General features: G+C 69.5%; 18 protein-coding genes. 12 read left to right on the plus strand and 6 right to left on the minus strand.

Features of this window, described 5'->3' with window-relative positions; translation table 11 throughout:
- The first annotated feature begins 11 nt into the window (after window positions 1–11).
- On the plus strand, window positions 12–437 hold the full coding sequence (locus ACFP3H_RS18945; RefSeq protein ID WP_465263767.1) for an acyl-CoA thioesterase: 426 nt from the start codon (window positions 12–14) through the stop codon (window positions 435–437).
- 4 nt (window positions 438–441) lie between these two features.
- On the plus strand, window positions 442–1,113 hold the full coding sequence (locus ACFP3H_RS18950) for a DUF8185 domain-containing protein (RefSeq protein WP_378607875.1): 672 nt from the start codon (window positions 442–444) through the stop codon (window positions 1,111–1,113).
- A 44-nt stretch (window positions 1,114–1,157) separates the two neighbouring features.
- On the opposite strand, the gene ACFP3H_RS18955 is transcribed toward ACFP3H_RS18950, so the two are convergent.
- Window positions 1,158–1,478: an AzlD domain-containing protein gene (locus ACFP3H_RS18955; protein WP_378607876.1), complete on the minus strand. Its 321-nt coding sequence runs from the start codon at window positions 1,476–1,478 to the stop codon at window positions 1,158–1,160.
- Window positions 1,475–2,176: an AzlC family ABC transporter permease gene (locus ACFP3H_RS18960; protein ID WP_378607878.1), complete on the minus strand. Its 702-nt coding sequence runs from the start codon at window positions 2,174–2,176 to the stop codon at window positions 1,475–1,477. Before ACFP3H_RS18960 ends, ACFP3H_RS18955 begins: the two co-directional genes overlap by 4 nt.
- A 68-nt stretch (window positions 2,177–2,244) precedes the next feature.
- Here ACFP3H_RS18960 and ACFP3H_RS18965 point away from each other — a divergent pair, with 68 nt between their 5' ends.
- Window positions 2,245–2,814, plus strand: a complete 570-nt coding sequence (locus tag ACFP3H_RS18965; RefSeq protein WP_378607879.1) for a helix-turn-helix domain-containing protein — start codon at window positions 2,245–2,247, stop codon at window positions 2,812–2,814.
- 20 nt (window positions 2,815–2,834) lie between these two features.
- Here the strand turns inward: ACFP3H_RS18965 and ACFP3H_RS18970 are convergent, their stop codons facing one another.
- Entirely contained in the window at window positions 2,835–3,515 is a 681-nt protein-coding gene (locus ACFP3H_RS18970; RefSeq protein ID WP_378607881.1) for an HNH endonuclease, read from the minus strand.
- A 164-nt stretch (window positions 3,516–3,679) separates the two neighbouring features.
- Between ACFP3H_RS18970 and ACFP3H_RS18975 the strand changes: the two genes are divergently transcribed.
- The 6 genes from ACFP3H_RS18975 to ACFP3H_RS19000 all read left to right on the plus strand — a co-directional run bounded on the left by ACFP3H_RS18975 (window position 3,680) and on the right by ACFP3H_RS19000 (window position 8,549).
- Complete coding sequence (locus ACFP3H_RS18975) at window positions 3,680–4,093, plus strand: globin (protein WP_378607883.1); 414 nt, start codon at window positions 3,680–3,682, stop codon at window positions 4,091–4,093.
- Between the two features lie 176 nt (window positions 4,094–4,269).
- Entirely contained in the window at window positions 4,270–5,871 is a 1,602-nt protein-coding gene (locus tag ACFP3H_RS18980; protein ID WP_378607885.1) for an alpha-amylase family glycosyl hydrolase, read from the plus strand.
- A gap of 64 nt (window positions 5,872–5,935) precedes the next feature.
- The gene (ctaJ, locus tag ACFP3H_RS18985) at window positions 5,936–6,214 is read left to right on the plus strand and encodes an aa3-type cytochrome oxidase subunit CtaJ (RefSeq protein ID WP_378607887.1); all 279 of its coding nucleotides are present in this window, start codon (window positions 5,936–5,938) and stop codon (window positions 6,212–6,214) included.
- On the plus strand, window positions 6,201–6,665 hold the full coding sequence (locus ACFP3H_RS18990) for a DUF5130 domain-containing protein (RefSeq protein WP_378607889.1): 465 nt from the start codon (window positions 6,201–6,203) through the stop codon (window positions 6,663–6,665). Before ctaJ ends, ACFP3H_RS18990 begins: the two co-directional genes overlap by 14 nt.
- Before the next feature lie 150 nt (window positions 6,666–6,815).
- Window positions 6,816–8,015 carry an alpha/beta hydrolase family protein gene (locus tag ACFP3H_RS18995; RefSeq protein ID WP_378607891.1) on the plus strand — a complete coding sequence of 400 codons (1,200 nt, stop codon included), beginning with the start codon at window positions 6,816–6,818 and terminating at the stop codon, window positions 8,013–8,015.
- Between the two features lie 141 nt (window positions 8,016–8,156).
- Window positions 8,157–8,549 carry a helix-turn-helix domain-containing protein gene (locus tag ACFP3H_RS19000; RefSeq protein ID WP_378607893.1) on the plus strand — a complete coding sequence of 131 codons (393 nt, stop codon included), beginning with the start codon at window positions 8,157–8,159 and terminating at the stop codon, window positions 8,547–8,549.
- A gap of 42 nt (window positions 8,550–8,591) precedes the next feature.
- On the opposite strand, the gene ACFP3H_RS19005 is transcribed toward ACFP3H_RS19000, so the two are convergent.
- Entirely contained in the window at window positions 8,592–9,191 is a 600-nt protein-coding gene (locus ACFP3H_RS19005; RefSeq protein WP_378607895.1) for a TetR/AcrR family transcriptional regulator, read from the minus strand.
- Between the two features lie 60 nt (window positions 9,192–9,251).
- Between ACFP3H_RS19005 and ACFP3H_RS19010 the strand changes: the two genes are divergently transcribed.
- The 3 genes from ACFP3H_RS19010 to ACFP3H_RS19020 all read left to right on the plus strand — a co-directional run bounded on the left by ACFP3H_RS19010 (window position 9,252) and on the right by ACFP3H_RS19020 (window position 12,768).
- Complete coding sequence (locus ACFP3H_RS19010; RefSeq protein ID WP_378607897.1) at window positions 9,252–10,298, plus strand: patatin-like phospholipase family protein; 1,047 nt, start codon at window positions 9,252–9,254, stop codon at window positions 10,296–10,298.
- 79 nt (window positions 10,299–10,377) lie between these two features.
- Entirely contained in the window at window positions 10,378–11,856 is a 1,479-nt protein-coding gene (locus tag ACFP3H_RS19015; RefSeq protein WP_378607899.1) for a flavin-containing monooxygenase, read from the plus strand.
- 78 nt (window positions 11,857–11,934) lie between these two features.
- The gene (locus tag ACFP3H_RS19020; RefSeq protein ID WP_378607901.1) at window positions 11,935–12,768 is read left to right on the plus strand and encodes an SDR family oxidoreductase; all 834 of its coding nucleotides are present in this window, start codon (window positions 11,935–11,937) and stop codon (window positions 12,766–12,768) included.
- A 25-nt stretch (window positions 12,769–12,793) separates the two neighbouring features.
- Here the strand turns inward: ACFP3H_RS19020 and ACFP3H_RS19025 are convergent, their stop codons facing one another.
- The gene (locus ACFP3H_RS19025; RefSeq protein ID WP_378607903.1) at window positions 12,794–13,384 is read right to left on the minus strand and encodes a ClpP family protease; all 591 of its coding nucleotides are present in this window, start codon (window positions 13,382–13,384) and stop codon (window positions 12,794–12,796) included.
- A 102-nt stretch (window positions 13,385–13,486) separates the two neighbouring features.
- Window positions 13,487–14,092: a ClpP family protease gene (locus tag ACFP3H_RS19030; RefSeq protein ID WP_378607905.1), complete on the minus strand. Its 606-nt coding sequence runs from the start codon at window positions 14,090–14,092 to the stop codon at window positions 13,487–13,489.
- Between the last annotated feature and the right edge of the window lie 220 nt (window positions 14,093–14,312).

The raw sequence follows: 14,312 nt of genomic DNA on the forward strand, positions 1-14,312 counted from the left end.
CCGCATCGGATCTGGTGCTGCCGAAGCGTTTTCACGCGAATGTCGAGATCCGCTGGTCGGATATGGACGTGTTCCAGCACGTCAACCACGCACGGATGGTGACGCTGCTGGAGGAGGCTCGGATTCCCTGGCTGTTCGACGATGACAAGCCGACCGCGTCGATGGGTCGGCAGGGCTGCGTGCTGGTCGATCTGCACGTGAAGTACCGGGGGCAGTTGCGTCACGAGGACACCCCGCTCGATATCGCCATGTGGATCGAGCAGTTGCGGGCGGTGGACTTCACGATCGGGTACGAGGTGCGCGCCGCCGGTGCCGCGCCCGATTCGACCCCGGCGGTCACCGCCACCACCCAGCTCGCCGCGTTCGATATCGAGACCCAGCGTTTGCGCAGGCTCAACGAGTCCGAGCGGGACTATCTGGCACTGTGGCGGGCCTGATTTCGTGAGCTCCGAACAGCGGGTCCTGCACACGCCCGACCCGGCCGAGCGGGAGAACCTGACCACCTTTCTCACTCGCGCGCTGCGGCTCGACGAGGCCGCCGTCGTTCGCTTGCGGCGGCGCGGGTCGAGTCTCGTCTCGGCCTGGGTGACAACCGGTTTCGAGACCCTGGCCGTGCGCACGGTGACCGCCGAACTCGGTGTCGACGATGTGACCGTCGGCGCCGACATGGTGCTCGCGGGTCTGCGCACCGGCCACCCCGTCGACCTGGGCTACTCGATGGATTCCGCGTGGCGTGGCGCCCTGCCGCCCGCCGAGGGATTCGCCCACCTCGATGACGTGCCCGCGCGGGCGCTCGTCGAATTGGCCGAGCGCGGCGCTGATCTGGCCCGGGAGCACGGCGGCGCGCACGGCCCGCCCGCCTCGCTACTGGATCAGTCGGTGCTCACCGTGACCGGTGCGGACGGCTTCGAGGTGCAGGTGCCGATGCGGGTGGTGTTCGCGCTCACCGCGATGGACTTCATTCCGCATGCCGGGGAGAAGACCGAGTCACGGCGGATTCAGCCGTCCGAGGTGGTGCGGGTCCGGGCGACCAGGACCTGGTTGCGGCTGGACGCCCGGTACGGCTCGGTGGCCCGGCGGCTCGGCGGCGGAATTCCGTTGACGCCCAGTTGAGTCGGGCGCCGGGGGACCGGGTTTCGTAGACCTGGCTGTGGGAGTTACTGCACGCCGAGAAGGCGGAGCAGGGCGGTGGTGGCCGCCGCGGCGAGGATGGCGATCAGCAGGGGAACGCGCCGCCAGGCCAGAACCCCACCCACTGCCACGCCGGTCGGCAGCGCCAAGCCGAGGTGGTCGGTGCCGGCGGGCAGGGCGGTTGTCGCCACCAGGGCAGCGAGCAGGATGAGGGCGCCGGTATCGAGGAGGTGGATCATCCTCGGGGACAGGCGCATTCGGTGACGCATCGCGGGCCCGGTCCAGCGCAGCGCGTAGGTTCCCACGGCCAGGGCCAGCATGGCGGGAAGCAGGTAGGGCGCGTTCACGGGGCCACCGCCGCGATCGGTTCGGCGGCGGGTGTCGGCGGGCGCAGGGCGAAGATCAATCCGCCCAGCGCGATCAGGACCGGCAGCCCGGCCGGGACGTAGGGCGAGACCACCACGGCCAGTCCGGCGCCGACCAGCACCGGTCGTAAGGTCGCCCGGTCGCGCAGGGCGGGCAGGATCAGGGCCAGCAGGATCACCGGGAACACCGCGTCCAGGCCGAGTGCGGCGGTGTCGGGCACCAGCGATCCGAGGCCGGCGCCGAGGGCCGCGCCGATCGGCCAGCACAGGGCGACGCCGATGCCGCAGGCCCAGTACGCGGCGCGTTTGCGGTCCTGGTCACCGGGGGCGGCGGCGAAGGCCACCGATTCGTCGTTGAGGACGTGGATGCCCAGCGCCCGTTTCCAGCCGCGACCGAACACCTCCGGCGCGGACAGCCCGTAGGGCAGGTGGCGCGCGTTGAGCAGCAGCCCGGCCACGACCGCGGCCAGCGGACTGCCCCCGGCGGCGACGATGCCGAAGAACAGCAGCTCCGAGCCGCCGGCCAGCACCGTCACGGCCATCACGATCGGCATCCACATCGGGAACCCGGCCGCGATGGTCGAGGCGCCGTAGGAGACCCCGAACACGCCGACGGCGAAGCACGCCGCGGCGACGGCAGCCGCGGTTCCCCGGTCGAGTGTTCGCCATATCGAACGCATGTTGTTTATATTGAACGCACGGGCTGGGTAAAGTCAATGCGGCATCGCCAGTTCCGAACGGAGACCAGATGGACCGGCAGGACCCTGTTGTCGGACCGCCCCAGGCGGTGATCGCGGCCGCGCTGCGTCGCGAACGCGCCCGCGCGGGCCTGTCGCTGACCGAGGTCGCCAGCCGCGCCGGGATCGCGAAATCGACACTGTCGCAACTGGAATCGGGCACCGGCAATCCCAGCCTGGAAACCCTGTGGGCGCTGTGTGTCGCCCTGGAGATGCCGTTCTCGCGCCTGCTCGACCCGCCGCGACCGAACGTGCAGGTGATCCGCGCCGACGAGGGCGCGCCGGTGCCCGCGGCCGGTGCCGACTACCGGGTGACCTTGCTCGCAGCGGGGCAATCGCTCACCCGCTGCGACGTGTACCGCATCGCCGCCGAACCGGGCCACACCCGACGCTCGGAACCGCACACGCCCGGCGTGGTCGAACACGTCGTGCTCGCGGCGGGCCGGGCCATCGTCGGTCCGGCCGACGAGCCCGTGGAGATGCGCCCAGGCGATTACATCCGCTACCTGGGCGACCTACCCCACATCTTCGAAGCCCTCGAACCGGGGACGTGGGCCACGATGGTGATCGAAAGCGCCTGACGCGGCGATCGGGCCCTGTGTCAGGCGGCTCCTTCGCCGAGATACTGCAACCAGATCGGATCCAGGTCGGCGGTGGTGGACAGCAGCCGCCAGTGCGGCCCCTTCGGCGAGACCAGCGGGTGGCGCAGATGCCAGCCCAGGTCGGCCAGCATCTTGTCGGCCTTGCGGTGGTTACACGGGGCGCAGCTGGCGACGCAGTTCTCCCACGAGTGCTCGCCACCGCGACTGCGGGGGATCACGTGGTCGATGGTCTCGGCCTTGCCGCCGCAGTAGCCGCAGCGGTAGTGGTCGCGATGCATGAGCGCGGCGCGGGTCATCGGCACGCGGGCGCGGTAGGGCACGCGCACGTAGGTGCGCAGGCGGATGACGGACGGAATCGCCACGGTGGAGCCTGCCGAATGCAGGACCGGGGCTTGCGGATCGTCGTGGACGGCGTCGGCTTTGGCGCAGATCAGCAGCACGACGGCCCGGCGCGCGGACAGCGCGGTGAGCGGTTCGTAGGTGGCGTTGAGGAGGAGGACCCGGCGTTTGCGCCATGCGGCGGCGTCGTGGTCTCCGGCGAGATGCACAGGCGCGGGGATATGCGGATGATCGGACACGATATGCAGCGGAATAGCCCCCGAGCCACGATTGTGGACGTCGGCGGGCTGGAGTTGTCGGTGCGTGCGCTCCTGTGATCGGGCGCTGGGTCGCTGCTTCATCTCGTTGACCTCAATTTCATGATTGGCAGGATCATGTGGTATCTGGGGTCGATACTGCCCCCAGTTGACCATGGTTCCGCCGGTATTGCACGGCTATTTTTCAAACTTCCGGATGAACTGTGGTTGAAGGGCAGCGCGTTCGTGACCGTGGTGAGCGGGGCACAATGGAGCCTGTGAGTACCGGTGAGCAGACAACGACCTCCTTCTACGAAGCCGTGGGCGGCGCGGAGACGTTTCGCCGTCTGGTGTCGGTGTTCTATCGCGAGGTCGCGGCCGACGAGATCCTGCGCCCGCTGTACCCGGAGGAGGATCTGGGTCCGGCCGAGCGCCGGTTGCGGATGTTCCTCGAACAGTACTGGGGCGGTCCGCGCACCTATTCCGAGGAGCGCGGGCATCCGCGGCTGCGCATGCGGCACAACCCGTTCGTCATCGGCCCGCTCGAGCGCGACGCGTGGATGCGGTGCATGACGATCGCGGTGGGCGAGATCGAGCCGTCGATCCTCGACGACGGGCACCGCAAGGCGATGCTGGACTACTTCCAGATGGCGGCGGACTCACTGCAGAACTCGCCCCTGTGAGCGCGCGGGTGCCCGTCGTTCGCTGATGACAGGCACGTAGCGTCCCGATTTCTGCGCGATGCCGTGGTTTACCGCGAGGTTTCGCCACGGCGTGGCGAACGCTGGCAATTTGCCGACTTCGCAGAAAGTGCCGCCCCGCCTGAATAATTCGGGTGAACTTTGGCAATATTGCGGGTGTGACACAGACACCTGCCTCGCCGGTGCCGGGGGAAGCAAGCACCGCTCCGTGGTGGACAACCGCCTTGTTCTATCAGGTCTATCCGCGCTCGTTCGCCGACTCCGATGGTGACGGTGTCGGCGATCTGGGCGGGGTGCGGGAGAAACTGGGGTACCTGGAACTATTGGGCGTCGACGCGTTGTGGATCTGTCCGGTGATGCGTTCACCGCAGGCCGACGGCGGCTACGACGTGTCCGATCCACGCGATATCGACCCGCTGTTCGGCGGCCTGGCGGCGATGGACGAGCTGATCGCCGAGGCTCACGATCGCGAGATCAAGGTCACGATGGACCTGGTGCCCAACCACACCAGCGTCGAACACGCGTGGTTCGCGGCCGCGCTGAACGCGGCCCCCGGCAGTCCCGAACGGGCCCGCTACATCTTCCGCGACGGTCGCGGAGTGAACGGGAGCGAGCCGCCCAACAACTGGCCCTCCATCTTCGGCGGTCCCGCCTGGACCCGGATCACCGAACCCGACGGCACCCCCGGCCAGTGGTACCTGCACATCTTCGCGCCCGAACAGCCCGACCTGAACTGGGACAATCCCGAGGTCGCCGACGATTTCGAGAAGACCCTGCGCTTCTGGCTGGATCGCGGGGTGGACGGCTTCCGGCTCGATGTCGCCCACGGCATGGCCAAGCCGGAGGGCCTGCCCGATATGGCCCGGGTCGAGACCAAGATGCTCGTCCACGACGACGACGATCCGCGTTTCAACAATCCGGGCGTGCACGCCATCCACCGCCGCATCCGCACGGTGCTCGACGACTACCCGCACGCGGTCTCGATCGGTGAGGTGTGGGTCGACGACAACGTCCGCTTCGGCGAGTACGTCCGACCCGACGAACTGCACCTGGCGTTCAACTTCCGTCTGGCCGAGACCGCGTTCACCGCCGAGGGCGTGCGCGCGGCCGTCACCCACTCGCTCGACGCGGTGGCTGCCGCGGGCGCCCCGCCCACCTGGACCCTGTCCAATCACGACATCGAACGCGAGGTGACCCGGTACGGCGGCGGCAAGCTCGGGGTGGCGCGGGCGCGGGCGATGATGCTGGTCGAATTCGCCCTGCCCGGCGCGGTGTTCGTCTACAACGGCGCCGAACTCGGCCTGCCCAATGTCGACGATCTGCCCGAGGAGGTCCTGCAGGACCCGGTGTGGGAGCGCACCGGCCATCAGGAACGCGGCCGCGACGGGTGCCGGGTGCCGCTGCCGTGGGAGGGCTCGACCACGCCGTTCGGTTTCACCACCGGCACGCCGTGGCTGCCGATTCCGCCGGACTGGGCCGATCGCACGGTCGAGGCCCAGCTCGAGACCCTGCATTCGACCCTGTCGCTGTACCGGCTGGCGATCGACCTGCGGGCCACCCGGCCGGAGTTCGCGGGGCAGCGGCTCGAGTGGTACGGCTCGCCGGAGGGCTGCCTGGCGTTCCGTCGTCCGGGGGGTCTGATCTGCGTGCTCAACGCCGCCGACGAGCCGATCCAGCTGCCGCCGGGGGAGGTGCTGTTGGCCAGCGCGCCGGTGGTCGACGACCGGTTGCCCGCGAACGCGGCGGCCTGGTTGGTATGACACGCGGGGCGCGAACCCAGAGCCGGAGGATGAACTACTACAGAGCATCGTCTACCGTTGGCCTGTGAGCATTCTCGAGACAGTGCTGATCTTCGTCGGCATCCCGGCCGCGATCTATTTCACGATCGCCGGTTTGTCCTATCTCGGTAAGCCACTGCCCGGTGAGAAGCCGGCCCACTTCGCGCTCGGGCAGAAGTGGACCCACCCGCCGGTGCTGTGGAGCGCTACCGACGAGGTGACCGCCGCGGCGGGTCACCACACCGCCGAGTCGCATGGCAGCCATGCGGCTCTCGAACCCGCGCACGCGGAACTGATCGGAGGCCGGGCAAGTGGCAAGTTCTAAATGGCCCGCAGTTGTCGAGGCCGATCTGCCGCACGGGTTCGCCCTGACCAGCAGCGGTCGCGTGTCCGGCGTGCACGAGCCGGGAACCGTGTTCGACGAGGTGCCCTTCACCGACCGTGAGCGCATCGCCCTGGACAACGCGCTCACCGAGGCGACCCGCGCCACCAAGGTTCGCTTCAACATCTACCTCGGCGATCTGGGCTCGGATCCGGCGGCGGGCGCCGACTCGATCCTGCCGCACACCCCCGAGGCGGCCGATTCGGTGCTCATCGCCGTGTCGCCGAACCAGGGTGCGATCGAGGTCCGCTCGGGTGCCGAGGTGGCCGAGCGCGCCAACGACCGCATCTGCCAGCTCGGCGTCACCGCCGCGCTCGCCTCGTTCCGTCAGGGCAACCTGATCGACGGGCTGATCTCCGCGGTCCGCGTGATGGCCGCCGCGATCGGCCGCTAGCTGTCAGCTGTTCCGACGGGGCGTTCACCTTCACCGGTGAACGCGCCGTTGGTGTTTCACCGCCCGGTTCCGCGGCGGCGGCGCGTCGCGCATCGAGTAACCTGGTCGGCGGTCTATCGGCCACAGCATCGGCGGCGTATCGGGGGAGACTTGCACACACGTATTGCTCGGGTGATCGCCGCGAGCAGCCTCGTCCTGGCCGCGTCGGCCTGCAGTTCGGACCAGCCGCCCGTCGAATTCGCCTCGGCCGCACCGCTGTCGGCGTTCTACCACCCGGAGGCGGCCACGGTGGCGGGTCCGCGCGGGTCGGTGATCCGGTCGCAGCTGATCACCGGGGAGCGGGCGGTGCCGGGTGCGCGCACCTACCTGGTCCTGTATCGGTCGCTCGACGCGCAGGAGAAGACGGTCGCGGTGTCGGGGACCCTGGCCGTGCCCGAAGGGGTTGCGCCCGAGGGCGGTTGGCCGCTGATCTCGTGGGGGCCGGGCAGCACCGGGGTCGCCGATGTGTGCGCGGCCTCGCGGTCGGAGGGCTCCTCGCCGAGTCGGGAGGAACAGGCCCGCTGGGTGGCGGCGGGGTACGCGGTCGCCAGGACCGACTACCTGGGCTTGGGCACGCCGGGCGAGCACGGATACATGATCGGGGAGACCGAGCATCGCGCGCTGGCCGATATCGCCACGGGCGCACGCGAAATCGACAAGAGTGTCGGGTCGCGGTGGGTGGCGATGGGGCATTCGCAGGGCGGGCACGCGGCCATGTTCGCCGCGGCCGATTCCGCCGGGTGGGCGCCGAGTTCGCCGCTGCTCGGCGCCGTCGCGCTCGCGCCCGCCTCGCACCTGGGTGAACAGGTCCGCATGGCGAAGTGGGCGGTGTCGAACCCGTTGGGCAAGCTGGGCACCGGCGATATCTCGGTCTACGTGCCGCTGCTCGTGCGCGGCGCTCAGACGATCACCGATATCGACCCCACGCGCTTCCTCACCGACCGTGCCGTGTCGCTGCTGCCCGTAGCCGATTCCGAATGCACGGGCGGGCTGCGGGAGAAGGACAAGTGGGGCGGGCTGTCGCCGAAGGACGTCTTCACCCGCGACGGCGATATCTCGGGACTGCTGCGCGTGCTCGACGACAACGATCCGGGCGGGCTGCGCCTGACCGTGCCGGTGCTGGTCCTGCAGGGGCGTGCGGATCTGACGGTTCCGGCGGCATCGACCGATGCGATGGTGTCCGAATTGCAGGGGCGGGGAGAGTCGGTCGACTACCGCAAGTACGACGAGGTCGACCACAGTCGTATCGTGTCGGCGTCCTTCGCCGACGTGCTGAGCTGGGTCGACGGGCGTTTCGGTATCGCTCGGTAGTCGGCGCGCCGGCGGGCTCTCGGCGCACCGGGTATCCCGTTTCTGTCGTCGCGCAGGCCGTTCGGTCGGGCCCTCGTCGCGCGGTTACGCCCAGAGCAGAAGAGCCGGGTGTTTCGGGGCCCGCGTCCCTACGCTCGGAGTATGGGCGAGCACAACGGGTTGCGGGTGATTCCAGGCGGACGCGGTGCACAGCGGCCCGAGCCGCTGTGGCGGGAGGCGCTGGGCGAACGGCTACGCGCGTTACGGCTGGAACAGCGCTGCACGCTCGTCGACACGGCCGGGCGCGCGGGCATCTCGCCGCAGTACCTCTCCGAGGTCGAGCGCGGTCGCAAGGAACCCTCCAGCGAGATGATCGCGGCGCTGGCAGGTGCGCTCGGGACGACCCTGGGCGAGCTGGTCGGTCAGGTGGCCGAGGCCATGCGCCGTCACGCGCTCGTGCCGACGCGGGCGGTGGTGCTGGGCGGCCATCGCCAGGTCGCCGGCCGCGCCACGCCGAACACCGTGGCGCCGAACGCGGTACTGCTGGCTGCCTGATTCGGTCGGCGCTGGGCCGAGCCGGGCAATCGACGCGGTGCGTTACGCCGTGGGTGCGGTGGCGAGTTGGCTGCGTAGGAGGTCGACGATCGCGCTGATCGGGAGGTCGGGGTCGATCGCGCGTTGGACGCCGAGGCCGATGCCGAGCGAAAGTATTTGCAGCGCCGCGTCTTCGGTCGACATAGGCAGGTTCAGGCCGAGTTCATCGACCTGGGTCTGAATCACGGTCGCGAGCATCGCCGTCATCGTGCGGCGGCGTTCGGCCAGTTCGGTGCGGATCTCGGGCATGTGGCGGGTGCTCGTCGCGAACTCGACTTCCAAGGCCGTCCAGCCCACATCGCCGATGTTCTCGTCGGCCCATCGCGCGAAGCCGTCGATCCGCGCGGCGATGGTGTCGTGCGGCATCACCGCGTCCATGAGCGACTGGGCGCGTTCCACGTGCACGACGTCGAGCACCGCCAGGCCCAGCTCGGGCTTGGTCGCGAAGTTGGAGTACACCGCGCCCTTGGAGAACCCGGCCTCGGTGGCCACCTTCTCCAGCGAGGTCACGTTGTAGCCGTCGGCCAGGAACAGCCGCTTGGCGGTCTCGACCAGCCGCTCACGCGTGAGAGCGTGCGACTCCTTGCGCGTCATCCTGGCCATACGCGGGAGTTTAGCAAAATGGGCTACCGCCGGAATTCGAATACCGTTAGTATTCGAGTTATGACTCTCCGACGCGGCGTGGCTATCGGATGCGGTGGCGTCCTCGGTTTCGCCTGGACCGCCGTAGCCCTCGACGCCGTCGAACACGCCCTCGACTGGGACGTGCGCACCGCCGACGCCCTGATCGGCACCTCCGCGGGCGCCGAACTCGTGGCCGCGCTCGGCTCCGGCCGCACCCCCACCGACCTGCTCGCCGCCCTCGACGGAGCGCCCGACGCCGACCCGGTCCTGTCCGCGCACCTCGCCGTCGACCCCGGCAAGTTCCCGCCGCTGCCCGCGCTCGGCCTGCCCGCGTTCGGGCTGATCGGTGCCGGTGTGCGCGGTCGTTCGCCCTACACCGCACTGGCCGGCCTCCTGCCGCGCGGTCGCGGTGACGCCGGATGGCTGCGCTCGTTCGGCGACGCCCTGGCCGGTCCGAACGGGTGGGTGAACCACCCCGCGACCTGGATCGTGGGCGCCGACGCGGCGACGGGGGAGCGAGTCGCTTTCGGTGCGGACGGCACCGGGCACAACCCGGCGACCGCGAAGAATGGTTCCGCCGCACCGAATCCTGGCACCGTCGGTGGACCGGAAGCGAACGTGGCGTCCACCCGGAGCGCGGACCCGACAGTCGGGCTCGGTGACGCGATCGCCGCCTCGTGGGCGATCCCCGGCTGGTTCCCGCCGGTGCGGATCGGCGCGAAGAGCTACGTCGACGGCGGTTCGGTGTCCTCGGCGTCGGCCGATCTGCTGGTACCGCTCGAGCTCGACGAGGTGGTGGTCATCGCGCCGATGACATCGCAGGGCGGTGCCTCCGGCGCCGGTCTCGACCGCGTCGAACGCCTGCTCCGCGCGCAGATGACGCGCGTTCTCGACCGCGAAGTGGCCGTGTTGCGGGCCGCGGGCACCCGGGTGATCCGGGTCGAGCCGGGCCCCGAGGAACTGGCCGCGATGGGTCCGAACTTCATGGACTCCGCTCGTCGACCGGCCACGATCGCCGCCGCTCGGCGCAGCCTTCCCGATCGGGTCGCCGAGGCGCTGGATACCTCGCCCGGACAGCTCGCGTGACGCCTCGCTCTCACCATCGCTCACCCAGTTCGGCGTCGTGGATGCCCGTGGGCACCTCTGACCTCACGAAGGAAGTCGCATGAGTACCCATCATGAAGTTGTCGTCATCGGGGCGGGGATCTCCGGGGTCGGCGCCGCGATCAAGTTGCGCGAGGCCGGGGTCGAGGACGTGGTGATCGTGGAGAAGGCCGAGACCTTCGGCGGCACCTGGCGGGCCAACACCTACCCCGGGTGTGCCTGCGATGTCCCGTCCGGGCTGTACTCGTTCTCCTTCGCGCCCAACAGCGAGTGGTCGCGGCTGTTCGCGACCCAGCCCGAGATCCTCGCCTACGTGAACACGATCGCCCGCGAGCACGGGCTGGCCGAACGCACCCGCTTCGGCACCTCGGTCCTCGGCACCCGCTGGGACAACGCCACCCAGCGCTGGCACATCGAGACCGATCAGGGTGAGCTGACCGCGCGGTTCGTGGTCTCGGCCGCCGGCCCGTGGAACGAACCGAACCTGCCCGACATCCCCGGGCTGGCCGAATTCCCCGGCGAGGTCTTCCATTCCGCCCGCTGGAACCACGATCTCGACCTGCGCGGCAAGCGGGTCGCGGTGGTGGGGTCCGGGGCGTCGGCGGTGCAGTTCGTGCCCGCGATCCAGCCGGAGGTGGCGCGGCTGCACCTGTTCCAGCGCACCGCGCAGTGGGTGCTGCCCAAGCTCGACCATCGGGTGCCCGAGCTCGAGAAGCGGGTGATGCGTCGGTTCCCGTTCGCGCACACGGCCTTGCGTGCGGCGGAGTACACGCTGATGGAAGCGCTCGGCGTCGCGTTCCGGCATCCGCGTCCGCTCATGCAGACCGTGCAGAGCGTGGGTTCGGCGTATCTGCGTGCGGTGGTGCGTGATCCGGCGCTGCGGGCGAAACTCACCCCGGACTACCTGCTGGGCTGCAAGCGAATCCTGTTCTCCAACAGCTACCTCCAGTCGCTGACCCGCGACAACGTCGACGTGCACGCCACCGCGGTCACCGGGTTCCGTGGCAACACGGTCCTCGGCGCGGACGGCAGCACCGCCGAGGTCGACGTCGTCATCCTCGGCACCGGCTTCCACATCCTCGACTCCCCGCTGGCGGGCATCGTGGTCGGCGCGGACGGCCGGACGCTGGCCGAGCACTGGAAGGGCTCGCCCGAGGCGTACCTCGGCACCGTCACCACCGGTTTCCCCAACTCGTTCACCCTGCTCGGCCCCAGCCTCGGCACCGGCCATTCCTCGGCCTTCGCCATCCTCGAAGCCCAGGTCGCCTACCTGGTCTCGGCGATCTCGGCGGCCCGCGGCGCGGGGTGGGCGGTGCTCGATGTGCGACCCGAGGTGCAGGCCACCTATGTCGACCAGGTGCAGGACGCGCTGGGCGGCACCGTCTACAACGCGGGCGGTTGCCGCAGCTACTACATGGACGACAACGGCCGCAACAGCTTCAGCTGGCCCTGGTCGACCGGCGAACTCACCAGCCGCGTCAGCACGTTCGACCCCGACGACTTCACGATCACCCGCGACGACGCGGCAGTGTCGGCGTGAGATGCCCCGCGTTTCCCCCGGCCGACAGCGATCCGGGCACATCCACCCGCTGCGAGCACCACTGATGAGAGGCACGACATGAGCTACCCACGGATCGATCTCGACGGCGCGCTGGTCGCGATCACCGGCGCCGCGCGCGGCATCGGCCTCGCCACGGCGCACGCGTTCGTCGAGGCGGGCGCCTACGTCGCGCTCGGTGACCTCGACGAGGCGCTGGCGGTGCAGGCGGCCGCCGAGTTCGGTGACCGGGCGATCGGTCACGCGCTCGACGTCAGCGACAAGGCCTCCTACGCGGCGTTCCTCGACGCGGTGCGGGCCTGGCGTGGTCCCCTCGACGTGCTCGTGAACAACGCGGGCGTGATGCCCAACGGACCCTTCCTCGACCAGTCCGACCGGATCGACCAGCTCACCATGGACGTCAATGTCTACGGTGTCATCCACGGGATGCGCCTGGCCCTGCCCCACATGGTCGAGCGCGGGTACGGCCACATCGTCAACGTGGCCTCGCTGGCGGGCAAGTTCCCGCTCAAGGGCCTGGCCGTGTACAACGCCAGCAAGTACGCGGTGGTCGGACTGACCGCCGCGACCCGGCTGGAGATGGCGGCCACCGGGGTCAGCGTGAGCGCGGTCCTGCCGTCGGCGGTGCGCACCGAACTCAGTTCCGGGATCGACTACGGCATCCTGCCCGCGGTCGACCCCGAGGACATCGCGGCCGCCGTGGTGCACACGGTGAAGACGCGATCCGCCGAGACCGCGGTGCCCGGGTACGTCGGCTTGCTCGCGAACGCCTCCGGGCTCGTGCCGGAAACGGTGATGCGGGCCGTGCGCAAGGTCGCCCACGACGACGCCGCCATCAACGGTGTGGACGACGATGTCCGCCGCGTCTACCTGGACCGCATCGAGAAGCAGTGACCTTCGCCGTGGGCGCGACACCGGCTCACTCCCGTTCGTGCAGAACCTGATCCACCAGCCCGTACTCCAGTGCGGTGTCGGCGGTGAAGACACGGTCGCGGTCGGTGTCGCGGCGCAGGGTCTCCGGGCTCTGACCGGTGTGTTTCGACAGGATCTTCTCGATCGCCGCGCGCATACGGACGATCTCGTCGGCCTGCAGGATCAGGTCCGGGATGGTGCCCTGGCCGCGCGTCGCGGGCTGGTGCAACACGATCCGCGTGTGCGGGAGCATCGCGCGGTGACCGGGCGCCCCACCCGCGAGCAGCACCGCGCCGACCGCGATCGCCTGACCGACGCAGGTGGTGTGCACCGGCGCCTTGATGAAGCGCATGGTGTCGTACACGGCGAGCATGGCGGACAGGTCGCCGCCCTCGCAGTTGATGTAGAGACTGATCGCCTGGCCCGGACTGTCGGATTCCAAGTGCAGCAGCTGGGCGATCAGGGCGTTGGCGACGCCGGAGTCGATGGGGGTGCCGAGATAGACGATGCGTTCGCTGAGCAGGTGCGAGTAGATATCGGTGATCCGCTCGCCGCCGCGATGCTGGGACACGACATTGGGGATCGTGTAACTGGACATATCAGCCTCTCCGAGGTTCTTGGCCTGGCTCGTCCGCCGCCGGAATCACGTCGGCGGCGAACAATGGTGGGTGCGGGCTGTACTCGCGTGATCAGTGGTGATCTACGCGGAGATGCCGATGCGATGACGGTTCGGCACGACCTGGTCGAAGGACTCGACGATGTGGTCGATGAAGCCGTACTCGAGGGCCTGGGGTGCGGTGAACCACCGGTCGTGCAGGGAGTCCTCATAGACACGGTCGAAGGCTTGGTCGGTGTCGGCGGCGATCAGGCCGAGGACGGTGTCGACGGTGTGGCGCAGATCGTCGGCCTGAACCTCCACCTCCACCGCGCTGCCGCCGATGCCCGCCGAACCCTGATGCATGAGGACCCGCGCGTGCGGCAGCGCGTAACGCTTGCCCTTCGTACCCGAGGAGAGCAGGAATTGTCCTGCGCTGCACGCCAATCCGAGAGCCAGCGTGGAGACCTCGCAGGGGACCAAGCGCATCACGTCGCGGATCGCGAGCATGGACGGGACGGAGCCGCCGGGGGAATGGATCCACAGGGCGATGCCGGCTTCGGGGCTCTGGGCGGCCAGGGTGAGGAGTTGGGTGATGAGCAGGGTGCCGTTGTCGTCGGTGAGGGGGCCGTCCAGGACGAGGATGCGGCGGGTGAAGAGTTGTTCGCGGGATCGCCAGTTGAACATGGGGGTGGGGGTTTCGGTTGTCATGGGTCCACGGTGCCTGGTGGGCGGGGTGGTTTGTTGGGGTTGCTGCTGGGAGCGGATCTGCTGTGAGCAGGGGGGTGGGGGGGGACCGGGTTTTGGTGGTGGCAGTTGGTGTGTTGTGAGCAGGGTGGTGCGGGTGGGCCCAGGTTTGGTGGGCCCAGGGAGGTACGCAGGCTGTGTTTTTGGAGCGCTGGCGCGCTCGAGCGCGGCCCCCCAGGGGGAG

It is taken from the genome of Nocardia lasii, from assembly GCF_042658545.1.
Classification (GTDB): domain Bacteria; phylum Actinomycetota; class Actinomycetes; order Mycobacteriales; family Mycobacteriaceae; genus Nocardia; species Nocardia lasii.

Excerpts from the sequence above, each read along its gene's own strand:
- ACFP3H_RS19015 (WP_378607899.1), top strand. The coding sequence starts at position 10,378 with ATGAGTACCCATCATGAAGTTGTCGTCATCGGGGCGGGGATCTCCGGG.
- ACFP3H_RS18970 (WP_378607881.1), bottom strand. The coding sequence starts at position 3,515 with ATGAAGCAGCGACCCAGCGCCCGATCACAGGAGCGCACGCACCGACAA.
- ACFP3H_RS18975 (WP_378607883.1), top strand. The coding sequence starts at position 3,680 with ATGGAGCCTGTGAGTACCGGTGAGCAGACAACGACCTCCTTCTACGAA.
- ACFP3H_RS19020 (WP_378607901.1), top strand. The coding sequence starts at position 11,935 with ATGAGCTACCCACGGATCGATCTCGACGGCGCGCTGGTCGCGATCACC.
- ACFP3H_RS18960 (WP_378607878.1), bottom strand. The coding sequence starts at position 2,176 with ATGCGTTCGATATGGCGAACACTCGACCGGGGAACCGCGGCTGCCGTC.
- ACFP3H_RS19030 (WP_378607905.1), bottom strand. The coding sequence starts at position 14,092 with ATGACAACCGAAACCCCCACCCCCATGTTCAACTGGCGATCCCGCGAA.
- ACFP3H_RS19025 (WP_378607903.1), bottom strand. The coding sequence starts at position 13,384 with ATGTCCAGTTACACGATCCCCAATGTCGTGTCCCAGCATCGCGGCGGC.
- ACFP3H_RS19005 (WP_378607895.1), bottom strand. The coding sequence starts at position 9,191 with ATGGCCAGGATGACGCGCAAGGAGTCGCACGCTCTCACGCGTGAGCGG.
- ACFP3H_RS19010 (WP_378607897.1), top strand. The coding sequence starts at position 9,252 with ATGACTCTCCGACGCGGCGTGGCTATCGGATGCGGTGGCGTCCTCGGT.
- ACFP3H_RS19000 (WP_378607893.1), top strand. The coding sequence starts at position 8,157 with ATGGGCGAGCACAACGGGTTGCGGGTGATTCCAGGCGGACGCGGTGCA.
- ACFP3H_RS18965 (WP_378607879.1), top strand. The coding sequence starts at position 2,245 with ATGGACCGGCAGGACCCTGTTGTCGGACCGCCCCAGGCGGTGATCGCG.